At 59.9% G+C, this 12,959-nt stretch carries 11 protein-coding genes; 6 read left to right on the top strand and 5 right to left on the bottom strand.

Translation table 11 applies throughout. The features are described from left to right. Window positions 1-360: 360 nt before the first annotated feature. From KHU30_RS21435 to KHU30_RS21420, 4 genes are all read right to left on the bottom strand, one after another. Window positions 361-666 carry a hypothetical protein gene (locus tag KHU30_RS21435; protein ID WP_211444636.1) on the bottom strand — a complete coding sequence of 102 codons (306 nt, stop codon included), beginning with the start codon at window positions 664-666 and terminating at the stop codon, window positions 361-363. Window positions 667-697: 31 nt separating this feature from the next. Continuing rightward, window positions 698-2,197, bottom strand: a complete 1,500-nt coding sequence (locus tag KHU30_RS21430; protein ID WP_211444635.1) for a DegQ family serine endoprotease — start codon at window positions 2,195-2,197, stop codon at window positions 698-700. A gap of 124 nt (window positions 2,198-2,321) precedes the next feature. Beyond that, entirely contained in the window at window positions 2,322-3,626 is a 1,305-nt protein-coding gene (locus tag KHU30_RS21425) for a sensor histidine kinase (RefSeq protein ID WP_211444752.1), read from the bottom strand. 14 nt (window positions 3,627-3,640) lie between these two features. Further along, window positions 3,641-4,297: a response regulator gene (locus tag KHU30_RS21420; protein WP_211444634.1), complete on the bottom strand. Its 657-nt coding sequence runs from the start codon at window positions 4,295-4,297 to the stop codon at window positions 3,641-3,643. Between the two features lie 690 nt (window positions 4,298-4,987). Here KHU30_RS21420 and KHU30_RS21415 point away from each other — a divergent pair. The 4 genes from KHU30_RS21415 to KHU30_RS21400 all read left to right on the top strand — a co-directional run bounded on the left by KHU30_RS21415 (window position 4,988) and on the right by KHU30_RS21400 (window position 9,220). Next, on the top strand, window positions 4,988-6,349 hold the full coding sequence (locus KHU30_RS21415; RefSeq protein ID WP_211444633.1) for an SGNH/GDSL hydrolase family protein: 1,362 nt from the start codon (window positions 4,988-4,990) through the stop codon (window positions 6,347-6,349). A gap of 388 nt (window positions 6,350-6,737) precedes the next feature. After that, window positions 6,738-8,111 carry an SGNH/GDSL hydrolase family protein gene (locus KHU30_RS21410; protein ID WP_230427513.1) on the top strand — a complete coding sequence of 458 codons (1,374 nt, stop codon included), beginning with the start codon at window positions 6,738-6,740 and terminating at the stop codon, window positions 8,109-8,111. 312 nt (window positions 8,112-8,423) lie between these two features. Then, window positions 8,424-8,657, top strand: coding sequence for a VF530 family protein (locus tag KHU30_RS21405; protein ID WP_211444631.1), 234 nt, complete (start codon window positions 8,424-8,426; stop codon window positions 8,655-8,657). Between the two features lie 152 nt (window positions 8,658-8,809). Continuing rightward, the gene (locus KHU30_RS21400) at window positions 8,810-9,220 is read left to right on the top strand and encodes an SRPBCC domain-containing protein (RefSeq protein WP_211444630.1); all 411 of its coding nucleotides are present in this window, start codon (window positions 8,810-8,812) and stop codon (window positions 9,218-9,220) included. Between the two features lie 18 nt (window positions 9,221-9,238). Here the strand turns inward: KHU30_RS21400 and KHU30_RS21395 are convergent, their stop codons facing one another. Beyond that, the gene (locus tag KHU30_RS21395) at window positions 9,239-10,306 is read right to left on the bottom strand and encodes a zinc-binding dehydrogenase (RefSeq protein ID WP_211444629.1); all 1,068 of its coding nucleotides are present in this window, start codon (window positions 10,304-10,306) and stop codon (window positions 9,239-9,241) included. 93 nt (window positions 10,307-10,399) lie between these two features. Between KHU30_RS21395 and KHU30_RS21390 the strand changes: the two genes are divergently transcribed. Beyond that, window positions 10,400-11,305 carry a LysR family transcriptional regulator gene (locus tag KHU30_RS21390; RefSeq protein WP_329956706.1) on the top strand — a complete coding sequence of 302 codons (906 nt, stop codon included), beginning with the start codon at window positions 10,400-10,402 and terminating at the stop codon, window positions 11,303-11,305. A 311-nt stretch (window positions 11,306-11,616) separates the two neighbouring features. Next, entirely contained in the window at window positions 11,617-12,876 is a 1,260-nt protein-coding gene (locus KHU30_RS21385) for a hypothetical protein (RefSeq protein ID WP_211444627.1), read from the top strand. Window positions 12,877-12,959: the final 83 nt, after the last annotated feature.

Genomic DNA, 12,959 nt, shown 5'->3' with positions numbered 1-12,959 from the left:
TGCTGACGATGAAATGCTTGTTAAATAATTATATTTCTTGCCTTGACGGCGGATGCAGGGCAGCGGTGCGCAAATCGATGGCGAGCACTGGTGCAGGCGCTCACTCACAGCTTAGTCAAGCCTGTCCGGCCATTCAAATTGATCGATCGCTCAAATCGCTGGGATTGCCTGAAGGTGCGAATTGCAGCAGCGTTGCTGCTGTTTTTTTCAGCACTTTATCGAATATCGCGCACAACATTAAGCACGCGTGAAAAATCCATATAGATCAACTACATAGAAGATGTGGACGAGGGTTATCAACAGGACTATCCACAGATTCTGTGAATAACTTTGGATGAATGAGAATTCAATCCGGAATGTTCAGTCAATCACGACCGCCATGAAGACGGTGGAGAGGCTGAGCAGGGTGAGGCCGAAGATGAAGGCGATGTCGGCGTATTGTTCGAGCCGTATGCTCTGGCGCGAGCGCATTGATGCATAGGAGAGCACGCCGCTGGTAAGGAACACCAGGCTGTTCAGTGCCAGCAGGTGGCTGAGCCAGATCGCCAGGCCGCTGAATCTTGCGAGTTTGATAATCGACAGCGCAGTGATGCAGACGCCGATCATGGTGGCGGAAGAGGGCAGGATGTGCTGCGATAAATTATTGCCCGTTATCGGCTTGATCATCTCTGCCCCGCTTTCCGCAATGTGGCGAGCCTTAGCCCAGGTTCAATGGAACGAAGATCTTGTCCTTGTCACGCTGCACCAGCAGCGCGACATTCTTGCCCGCCTTGCTGACCAGCTGGCGCAACTGCTCGACGCTGCTGACCGGCTTGCCGTTGAACGACAGTATCACGTCGCCGCGCTGGATGCCGGCCAGCGCCGACGGCCCGTTGGCGTCCATCACCACCAGCCCGCCGCGGATGCCGACCTGCTGCTGCTCGTCCGGGCTGAGTTCGCGCAACGCCAGGCCCAGCCGTCCCTGCGAATCGCCGCCATTGTCCTTGCCGGCGACCTTCAGCGGCGTCGCTTCGGTCAGCTTGACGGTCAGCGTCTTGCTCTGGCCGCCGCGCATCACTTCGATGCTGCTCGAAGTGCCAGGAGCGGTATCGGCCACCAGGCTCGGCAGGTCCGAGGAATGATTGATGGCCTGGCCGTTGAAACGCAGAATGACATCGCCGGGCTGCATGCCGCCTTGGTCCGCCGGGCTGCCTTTGTCGACCGAGCTGACCAGGGCGCCGGCGGCGTTCTTCAGGCCGAACGATTCTGCCAGGGCCTGGTTCACTTCCTGCACGCTGACGCCGAGATGGCTGCGGGTGACCTTGCCGTGCGCCACCAGCTGCTGTTCGACCTTGGTGGCGACATCGATAGGAATCGCAAACGACAAGCCTTGGTAGCCGCCGGTCTGGCTATAGATTTGCGAATTGATGCCGATTACTTCGCCCTTGATGTTGAACAGCGGACCGCCCGAGTTGCCGGGATTGACGGCGACGTCGGTCTGGATGAACGGCACATAGGTGTCGTCCGGCAGCGAGCGCGACTTGGCGCTGACGATGCCGGCGGTGGCGGTGTTTTCAAAGCCGTAAGGCGAGCCTATCGCCAGCACCGGTTCGCCGACGCGGGTCAGGGCCGGATTGCCGATCTGCACCGTCGGCAGGTTCTTGGCGTCGATGCGTATCACGGCGATATCGCTTTGCTTGTCGGAGCCCAGCACCTTGGCCTTGAACTCGCGGCGGTCGGTCAGCTTGACGGTCACTTCCGAGGCGCCCTCGACCACGTGGGCATTGGTCAGGATCAGGCCGTCGGCGCTGATGATGAAACCAGAACCTTCGCCGCGCATGATCTGCGGATGGCGCGGGATCTGCAGCTGCGGGCCGAAGCGCTTGAAGAACTGCGAGAACGGATCGTTGGGATCCAGCCCGGAATCGTCATCCTGGTCGGAGACGGCGCTCTGCTTGGCCTTGCCGGTGACGCTGATGTTCACCACCGCCGGTCCGGCGCGCTCGACGATGCTGGAAAAGTCGGTAGCTACGGCGACAGCGGGCGCCGCATTGCCGGGCGGCGCCGGATTGCTGACTGGCGCCGTCACGGCAGCCGGCACCGCGGCGTTGGCATTTTCGACACCGATGTCCTTATTCCTGGAATGCAGGTATGCACCGCCGGCCACTACCAGAACGGCGACGGCAATGGTGCTGCGGGTAAAGGTCAGACGGTTCATGTATTGCTCCTTTGCTGATGGAATGACACACAGCATAGAGAGCCAGAATTAAAGCAAACTTAAAAAATCCAAAGTATTTTGCCGCCGCCTGGCGCCATGCCCGCCAGGCGGCGGCACCGGCGTTTCAAGCCGGAAAGCGCACGCTGGCGAGCAAGCCGTGGCCGGTATTGCGCAGGCTGACCCTAGCCCGGTGGGCATCGGCGATCTGCTTGACGATCGCCAGGCCGAGGCCGCTGCCGACCGCTTGCGACTGGCTGCCGGCGGCGCGGTAGAAACGGTCGAACACCCGTTCTAAATCCGCCTCCGGGATGCCGGGGCCATGGTCTTCCACCGCCAGCGTCACGCCGTCGGCGCCGCTGGCCAGCGAGACATCGATGCTGCTGCCGGCTGGGCTGTAGCGCAGCGCATTGTCGATCAGGTTGTTGAGCAGGATGCGCAGCGCGTCGCCATTGCCGCTGACGCTGGCCGGCGTCTCGGCGCTGATGCCAAGGTCGACCTGGCGGTCGTTGGCGGCCAGTGCAAAATCGCTGACCGCGCTGTGCATCAGCGCGCCCAGGTCGACCTTGACATGGGTTTGTTCGAAGGCGCCGGGCTCCTGCCGCGCCAGCGTCAGCAGCTGTTGCAACAGATGGGTAGCGCGCTCCAGTCCATGCTTGAGGTCGCTGAAAGCAGCCTGCCGTTCGGTATCGTCGCTGGCGCGCTCCGCCAGCTGCACCTGCAGCCGCAGGGCGGTCAGCGGCGTGCGCAGCTCGTGCGCGGCGTCGGCCACGAAGGCGCGCTGGGCATTGATCGATTGTCCCAGGCGCGCCAGCAAGTCGTTCAAGGCTTGCGTCAGCGGCTGGATTTCCTGCGGCAGGGTGGCGTCGGGGATCGCCGACAGCGCGTGCATGTCGCGCGCCTGCACTTCCGCGGCGGCGCGCTTGATCGGCGCCAGGCCGCGGCCGACGGCGATCCAGATCAGGATGCCGAGCAAGGGAAACAGCAGCAGCAGCGGCGACACGGTCTTGACCGCCATTTGCGCGGCGATCTGGTTGCGGGCGCTTTGCGGCTGCGCGATCTGCACCACGGTGTTGCCGATCTGCGCACTGTAGACCCGCCACAGGCCGCTGTTCAGCCGTACGTTGGCGAAGCCCAGTTCCGCCTGCAGCGGCAGGAAATCCTGGGCATGCGAGTGATAGATGACGACGCCGGTATTGTCCCAGATCTGGATCATGATCTGGTCGTCCAGCCGCGGACCGGTGACGCTGCCGTCGATGATCGGCGGAAACGCCTGGCGCGGCAGCGAGGCGACGATCTGCCGCATCTGGTAATCGAACAGTTCATTGGCTTCGCCGCGCGCCTGGAAATACAGAGCCAGCCCGGCCAGCAGGATGCCGCCGCCGAGGCCGACGGCGAGCCAGCGCAGCAAGCTCTTGCGGATCGATGGCAGCGACGCTGTTGTCCTCATTTGGCCACCATGTAGCCGATGCCGCGCACATTCTTGATGAAATTGCTGCCCAGCTTTTTGCGCAAGGCGTGGATGTAAACCTCGACCGCGTTGCTTTCTATGCTGTCGTCCCAGCCGTACATTTTTTCTTCCAGCTGGGCGCGCGACAGCACCACGCCGGGACGATCCAGAAAAGCCCGCAACAAGGCAAATTCGCGCGCCGACAGATTGACCTGCTGGCCATCCAGCGTGACTTCGTGGGTGGCCGGATTGAGGATCAGTCCGCCCAGTTCCACCAGCGGCTCGGCGCGTCCCGACTGCCGCCGCAGCAGCGCGCGGATGCGTGCCGCCAGTTCTTCCAGGTCGAAAGGCTTGACCAGGTAATCGTCGGCGCCGGCGTCGAGGCCGGCTACCCGGTCCGAAACTGCATCGCGCGCGGTCAGGATCAGCACCGGAAGCTGGTTGCCGCCGGCGCGCAGCGACTTCAGCACTTCCAGGCCGTTCTTGCGCGGCAGGCCGAGATCGAGCAGCAGCAGCTGATAATCTTCCTGCCCCAGCGCGCTCAGTGCGGCGACGCCGTCCTGCACCCAGTCGAGCGCAAAGCCATCCTGGCGCAGTCCCTTGCGCACGGCTTCACCCACCATCAGGTCGTCTTCCACCAACAGCAAACGCATAGCTACAGCTCCCTAGAAAAAACCGCGGGCGCTGATTTCCGCGAAATCGAATCATGCCGCCGCCAATTGCAGCAGTTTAGCCGGATTGAATTAAATGATTCTTAAACAAATGCCGGCGCAGCCGGAAGCGGCTTGCGCCTGAATCTGAGCATGGCTAAAAAACCTATACAGATCAGTGATTTAGCTAAATCGCACGGTAGTTATCAACAGGACTGTCCACAAAATTTGTGGGTAAGTATACAGAGTGAAACTGAGCAGCAACAAAAATCCCTTATAAATCAATGGTTTAATTAAATTGCCCGGTAGTTATCAACAATGCTGTCCACAAAATCTGTGGGTAAGTCCCGATACAGCAACTGAGGCAGCAACTGAGCAGTGAGAAAAATCTTATATAAATCAAGCATGTAGCTAAGTTGTAGCAGGGTTATCAACAATCCTGTCCACAAATTCTGTGGGTAAGTATTTGATAAAACGGGAATTAGAGGCAAAAATCTAATGGCTGATATTGTCAATTTTTAATTGTTGCCACGTGCCAATATTCGCCCGGGCAGCCTTTGCTGCCGTCTTGCGACCGCCAATTGCGCTCGCGGCCGGCGACAGCGTCCCGTTTCGTTGCCGGCGCCGGCATTGCCGCTTGCGCCGGACCTTCCAGTGATCCAAAGATAGCAAGACAAAACAAGGAATCCAGCAATGAAAACTCTGTTTGTATTTTGTGCTTTGTGTTCGAATATGGCGATGGCGCAAGTTGCCGCCGATGTGAAACCCGATCCCGCCTACACGCATCATCTATCCTCCTCCGGTCCGCTTTCCAAGGAGCAGCTGTTGAAGCAGAAGCCGGCCCGCAAGCCGGCTGCGCGCAGCCTGGCCGCCGGCGCCGCGGTGGCCAACGCCGCCAGCACCAGCACTTACACTTATCTGCGCTGCTGGTACCGCACCGGCAACGATGCAAGCAGGCCGACCACCACCTATGCCTGGGGCCTGGATCCTTCCAGCGGCGACTACTATCGCATCAACGGCTACTGGTGGGCAGGCGGCTTGCTGAACTGGGAAAACATGTTCTACAGCGACGTGGCGCAAAGCACGCTGCAGTCGGTATGCCAGAGCACGCTCGCCGCCAAGGGCATCAGCCAGCCGGTGGCGATGGTCGCCGCCGCGGACAATGCGCTGTCATTCAACTACACGGTCTGGACCAATGACAGCGTGGCGCAGAACGGCATCAACAAGATCGTCGCCTTTGGCGACAGCCTGTCCGACACCCAGAACATCTTCAACGCTTCGCAATGGACCTTGCCGAATTCAAGCAGCTGGTTCCTCGGCCGCTTCAGCAACGGCAACAACTGGGTGGAGTATTTCGCCAACAACCTGCAGCTGCCCTTGTATAACTGGGCCATCGGCGGCGCTGGCGTCGACACGCAAAAACTGGTGATTCCAGGCGTGATCCAGCAAGTGCAGTCGTATGTCAGCTACATGCAGAAGGCGCAGAACTACCAGCCGCAAAATACCTTGTTCACCATGCTGATCGGCGGCAACGACCTGGTCAATTACAACAGCACGGTGGACCAGGTGATCAGCGGTGAAACCCAGGCCCTGCAAAGCCTGATCCAGTCCGGCGCCCGCAATATCCTGCTGCTGAAGCTGCCGGACGTTTCCAAGGCGCCGGTATTCGGCATCAAGACCACCGGGCCGACGGTGGCAGCGCAGGTGATCGACCTCAACAACCGCCTGACCGCGCTGGTCGGCGCGCTGCAATCGCAATACGGCAGCAGCCTCAATATCCAGCTGTACGATACCTATGCCTTGTTCAACGACCTGCTGGCCAACCCCGCCAAATACCAAGTCAGCAACACCACACAGTCGTGCCTGAACATCAATACCGATTCCAGCACGAACTACCTGAGCAAGCAGAGTGCGCGCGCACAATGCAGCAATCCGGATAGTTTCGTGTTCTGGGACACTCTGCATCCGACCACGCATACGCACAAATTGCTGGCCGATGCGGTGACTGCCTTTGTCAGCGCCAGTTTCGGCAACCTGAGCAGTCCGGCCAACTAGTGCCGGGCGGCTGCGGCAGCTGTCTTACCTGTGGCGAGACAAGACAGGCTTGCTGATTCAGACGCAGAGATCCACGCTGGTGCCCGCCGCCAGCGTGGATTTTTTTTGCGCGCCGCGTACCCGCCCTTCACTCCAGATTCGGCTGTTACAGCCGGCTAGGCATCAGAGGAAAGCATCTTTAGTTGTTTTGCCTAATTACTAATTCATTTCATTGTGACAATATCTTTGTGGCTGCATTCATGGTGTCGTTTTGTTACTTATATGTCCCGATGCCGCAGATTCGTCGATGCCGCCTTTCCTGCATCGGCAACCGTCTGTTTGCAGGCCGCCGGCGGTATTCCTTCCGTATAACTTGTCTTTAGCAGTAACTACAACAAGGAAACCTGCAATGAAAACGCTTTTCGTACTTTGTATCCTGTGTTCCGGCATGGTTTGGGCACAGGTCTCTCCAGAAGTAAAACCCGATCCTCGTTTCACTCATCATCTGTCGTCTTCCGGTCCGCTGTCCAAGGACCAACTGCTCAAGGAACAACGCGGGGAACAAACCCAAAAACCTGGCGCAGCAGGCTTGCCTGTCGATGTTGTCGCCGGCACTGCCAGCACCAGTAGCAACACCTACACCTATTTGCGTTGCTTCTATCGCACCGACAGCAATCCGACCAAGCCGACCACGACCTATGTCTGGGGCCTGGATCCATCCAGCGGCGGTTACTATCGGATCAACGGCTACTGGCGGGCAGGCGGCCTGCTGGACTGGCAAAACATGTTCTATAGCGATGTCACGCAAAACACCTTGCAGTCGGTTTGCCAGAGCACGCTGGCCGGCAAGGGCATCAAGCAGCAGGTGGCGATGGCGGCGGCGGCTGACAATGCGCTGTCGTTCAACTACACGGTCTGGACCACCGACAGCGTCACCCAGACCGGCATCAACAAGATCGTCAACTTTGGCGACAGCCTGTCCGATGACCAGAACATCTACAACGCTTCGAACTGGAATATCCCGAACTCCAACAGCTGGTTCCTGGGCCGGTTCAGCAACGGGAAGAGCTGGGTGGAATATCTGGCCGCCAATCTGCAACTGCCGTTGTACAACTGGGCCGTCGGTGGGGCAGGTGTGAACACCGAACATCTGGTGATTCCCGGTCTAATCCAGCAGGTGCAGTCGTATGCGGCGTACATGCAGAAGGCGCAGAATTATCGGCCTCAAAACACCTTGTTTACGCTGCTGATCGGCGCCAACGACCTGATCAATTACAACCGCACGGTCGACCAGGTGATCCGCGGCGAAACACAGGCCTTGCAAAATCTGATCCAGTCCGGCGCCCGCAACATCCTGTTGCTCACGCTGCCGGATCTTTCCAGGGCGCCATCGTTCAACTTCAAAGCCAATGGCGCGGCGGTGGCGGTGCAGGTAAAGGACCTGAACAACCGCCTGGTTGCGTTGGTGGCTTCGCTGCAGTCGCAGTATGGCAGCAGCCTGAATATCCAGTTGTACGACACCTATGCGCTGTTCAACGATTTGCTGAATAATCCAGCCAAATACAAGATCAGCAACACCACCCAATCGTGCCTGGACATCAATACTGATTCCTTCACCAACTACCTGAAAACGCAAACAACGCGTTCCCAATGCAGTAATCCCGATACCTTCGTGTTCTGGGATGGATCGCATCCGACCACGCAAACGCATAAGCTGCTGGCTGACGCGGTGACTGCCTTTGTCCGCGCCAGTTTCGGCAACCTGAGCAGGCCGGCCGAGTAGTGCCGGGCGGTTGCCGCATGGTCGGACGCGGCAGCCGCCTTACTTGTGGCGAGACAAGGCAGGCTTTCTGAACAAATTGCTTTTGCAGCGCCGCGATTTGCAACGCAATGCCGGCTGTGAAGTGATCCGCGCTGCGCGCAGTAATGGTTTTTGAAATCGTGACCTTCCTTTGAAGATTGCTGTCATTCAACTAACGACAAAATTCCCGAAAACTGCAATTCTTTACTTAAGCCGCAGGCGTTTGCCGGCGCCAGCGCTCACAAGTGCCGGCCTGGCCGTAAAATGACTGCTTGAATGTTGATCGAGAAGCACATGACACAAAACACACATACTCATCTGCATGGCGTCACGCTGGAAGCGATGCTGACTGAACTGGTCGAGCATTACGGCTGGGAAGGCCTGGGCCAGCGCATCGACATCCGCTGTTTCAGGAGCGACCCCAGCATCAAGTCCAGCCTGACGTTTCTGCGCAAAACGCCATGGGCGCGGGAGAAAGTGGAAGCCTTGTACGTCGGCATGCGGCGGGCGATGAAATCAGTTTCATAGGCCAACAGGTCCTAAATAAGGTAAAGTTTTGTCGCAGCCGCATGCATCGCCGGCGGCAAGGAATTGCTTGTTGCGCCATTTGCAGGAAATCCGGATAGTCCATGGCGCTTGTTGACCTGATGCTTCGCCCATCGCCTGAAGGAAGAACCAGCATGCGCAATGTGATTTATAAGACCGTGGTCCTGAAGGCGTCGGTGGAAGCGCTGTTCGACATGTATCTCGATCCGCAGCTGCACCAGGCCATCACCGGCTTGCCGGCCGCCATAGGCGCCGAGGCCGGCGACCAGTTCCAGGCCTTCGACGGCGCCCTCAGCGGCGTCATGCTGCAGGTGGTCAAGCCGCGGCTGATCGTGCAGACCTGGCGCTCGCCGGCGTTTGCCGCCGGCGATCCGGACTCTATCCTGTTCCTGTCCTTTCATCCGCAGGGCGAGCACGGCCGCATCGACCTGGTCCACCTGGACGTGCCCGAGCAGGACTACGAGGAAGTCAAGAAAGGCTGGCGCGAAAAGTATTTCGAGCCCTGGCGCGAGTTCCTGGCCAATGAATGGTCGGCCGCGCGCTAGCGCATCGCCGCCGATCGCTCAAAACAGCGCCACCGTCGCCTGCAAGCCCTTCATCTGCGCGGCATGGTCGATCGCCGCTTCCAGTGCGGAAAACGCAAAGGTTTTCAATTCCACCGCTTCCAGCGGCAGCAGGCCTGCCCGCACCAGCGACAGCAACGCCAGATAGTCGGCCGAGCTGTACATGAAGTGGCCGATCAGTTCCCAGTTATTCAGCAGCATTTCGCCATACGGCAGCGGCAGGTCTACCTGCATGCTGCCCATCAGCACCAGCCGGCCGCCGCGCTGCAGGCTGTGCAGCAGCGCCAGGGTGCTGCCGGCATCGGCGGCCTGGCCGACCATGTCGAATCCCAGCGCAACGCCGCCGCCGGCAGCGGCTCGGATGGCCGCTGCGTCGCCGCCGAGGTCGCCGGTCAGCGGCACTGCCAGCACCCGTCCTTTGCCCAGTTCGACCAGTTGCTGCAAGGCTTGTGCATTGCGGCCGAGGGCGATTACCCGGGCGGCGCCCAGCGCCAGCGCAGCCAGCACGGCGGCGGAACCGAAGTAGCCGCCGGCGCCGTTGATCGCCACCGTTTCGCCGGCGCTGAGGCGGCCGCGGCGCAGGCCGCCGAAAGGAATGATGAATTTCGCCAGCAGCGCCAGCCGCTCTGCCGCCACATGCTCAAGCCCGTCCAGCGGCAGCAGCGTGGCAGCGGGAAAATCGGCGACTTCGCGCCAGCAGCCATGCGGGAATTCAGCCAGCATGGGGGCGCTGTCGGCACTGATGCCGGTCAGGCCGATCAGTACCTGCGGCGGCTCCGCCACGGCTTCATCGGCTATCCAGTAAGGATTGACGGCAACCCGCTGTCCCGGCCGCAGCGACTGCACGCCGGCGCCGACTGCGACGATGCGGCCGATGCCGTTGGTGCCCGGGGTAAAAGGGCTGGGCGGGTAGGCATAGGGCAGCTTGCCTTGCAGGTAGTCGCGCGTGTAGCTCAGCAAGGGCACCGCCTCCATGCGCACCAGCGCGGCGCCGGCGCGCAGTTCGGGTTGCGCCGTATCCTGCAGCGCCAGTGTCAGTTCGTTACGGTTGAACATCCATGCTTTCATGCCGCTCTCCTGTGTGGTTGTGATGACGATGGTTGTACTCTAAGGCGCGCCGACGTATATTTGAAATCAATTAATGGCATAGGACCTATCAAAGTGATTGATCTTCGCGGGATAGACTTGAATTTGCTGGTGTCGCTCGACGCATTGCTGGAGGAGTGCAATGTGACCAGGGCGGCGGCGCGGTTGCACCTGACCCAGCCGGCGGTGTCGACCCAGCTGGCGCGCTTGCGCAAGGTGTTCGATGATCCCTTGCTGATACCGGCCGACAGTGGCCGCGGCATGACCCCCAGTGCACGTGGACTGGGATTGATTGCGCCGCTGCACGCCGCGCTCAGCGATCTGCAGACGGTAGTCAGGCAACGTCCCGCCTTCGATCCCTGGCAGGACAGCCGCCGTTTTGTCATTGCCGCCAACGACAATGCCACCGCCGTGCTCGGCTTGCGCCTGATGGAGCAGTTGCCGCAGCTGGCTGGGAGCGGCGTCAGGGTCGCGTTCGTCAGCGCCGATCAGCGCCAGGTGGCGAGCCAGCTGGAGCGCTCCGAGATCGATCTGCTGCTGGGCTCGGAGCGCATGGTGCCGGCGTCCATGAAGGCCCGCAAAATCTATGACGAGCACTTTGTCATGGCGCAGCGCAAGGGCCATCCGCGCGGCGCCGGCGCGCTCGACCTGGATCAGTACTGCGCGCTGCAGCACGTGCTGGTGTCCACCAGCGGCGGCAGCTTTCACGGTTTCATGGACGAGCACCTGGAATTGCTGGGACGGCAACGCGAGGTCATGCTGTCCGTGCAGAATTTCACGCTGGTGCCGGACCTGTTGTGCAACAGCGACTATGTGGCCACGCTGCCCAGCCGTTTTTTGCAGCGCTGCCGCGAGCGGCTGGATGGCTTCGACCTGCCGTTCCCGGCGCGCGGATTTTCCCTGTTCGCCTCCTGGCACCCGCGCAACCACAACGATCCCGCCTTGCTGTGGCTGCGTGAAGCCATTGCCGCGCTGGCGTGACGGACCGGATGGCAGCGTCCAGGGAGTTGTCGGATAGGAAATTAATTGCAGGTTTTTGGATTTGTAAACCTGTCAAATGTGACAGGTGTGGCGGGGCTTGATTCTTACTAGAATGAGTTGTCTATCGGAGCCTATCCTCTCCTATGTTGATATTTAGCCCGCTGCCGCAAGGTGGTGGGCTTTTTTTATCTGCAGCTTTTCCCTGCCTCTTTATGCGGCGCCTGCAAAGATTGCGCACGCTTTTGCTTCCGCTTAAGATCTGCCATTGCTCCATGCCATTGCTGCAACGCGAGCCACTAACAGGAAAATGCATGCAAAAAATCAGGACCGCCTTATCTGCCTTGTTGCTTTTGGGCTGCGCGCTGCTGGCCGGCTGCGCTTCCTTGTCGACCTCGATTTCGCAGTTTGAAAAAGGCGATTACATCGCCAGTGTCAAATCGACAATTGCCTATCTTGATGAGAAATACAAGAAAGCCGGCTACGACGACAGCGATGAGCGCAATGGCATCCGCGAACGTTTCCGCATCATTGAATCGAGCTACGAATCAACCCTCCAGCATGTCGCCGATCGCGAGTACGACAAGAAGATCGCGGCCTATTCTGCCTTGCTGGAGATCCGCACCTTGCTGGCGGGCAGAAGCTATTACGCAAAATATACCGATTTGCCAGATCGCTACCCCGAACGGGGGCTGCGCGAAAATCTGGCCGGCCAGTACTATCTGAAAGCTACCGCCGCGGCGGCGGTCAAGGATAACCGCCAGGCAGCCATCGGCTTCGCCGCCGCCGCCGGCACGTTTCAAATGTATGGCCCCTACAAGGACGCCGCCAAGCTGGCCGACAAATACAAGTTCGCCGCCGACAACCAGGACGCGGGCGAATTCTACAAGCAGGGCCAGGACCTGGTGGCGCGCAACCAGCAGCGCAGCCGCGCCATGTACCGCGACGCCGGCCAGGCTTTCTACAATGCCTACACGGTCTACCGCGACCATGGCGCCTACAAGGACGCGCAAACGCTGGCCGACAAATACCGCACCATGGGCACGGTGGTGCTGCAGATCAGCAGCAACGAGCCCGCCAGCGACATCACCCGCAGCGTGCTGGCGCTGTTCGATCTCGGCTTCACCCGCTTCCAGTACCAGAGCGGCGGTGCGGCCGACCTTGGCATGTACCTGAACACGTCCTACCTCTACTATCCGCCCAAGGTCCGGCAATACGTGGAAGCCGTCAGCGAGAATGTCGACATCAAGAACCAGGACGGCACGACAGCGGTGCGCACCTATCGTTTCAACCGCCGGGTGGTGGTGGAAGAAAACTCAATGCAGATCGTGCTCGATCTCTCGGTGACCCGGGTGCCTAACCTGGACCTGCGCTATAACGAGGTGGCGGAAAGCCGGCGCACCACCATCAGCTACTACGGCGACGTGCCCGGCAACGGCAGGTACGGCTATCGCACCGAAGGTTACCTGATGGACCGCGACCAGCTGTGGCAGGCCGCACAGGCACAGCTGATCAACCGCCTCAACAGCGACAACCGGATCCGCATGATCCAGGACGATATCCGCAATTTCTGAGTGCGGCACGGTCATGGCCGGGGAAAAGCCGCAGGCAAAAATTCCCGGCGCATCCTGCTAAACTAGCGGATTCAGCCAGCTCT

The organism is Collimonas humicola (assembly GCF_018304945.1).
Taxonomy (GTDB): Bacteria; Pseudomonadota; Gammaproteobacteria; order Burkholderiales; family Burkholderiaceae_D; genus Collimonas; species Collimonas humicola.
Note: the sequence above shows the minus strand (reverse complement) of the source record. Positions and strands in the feature narration are given on the sequence as shown.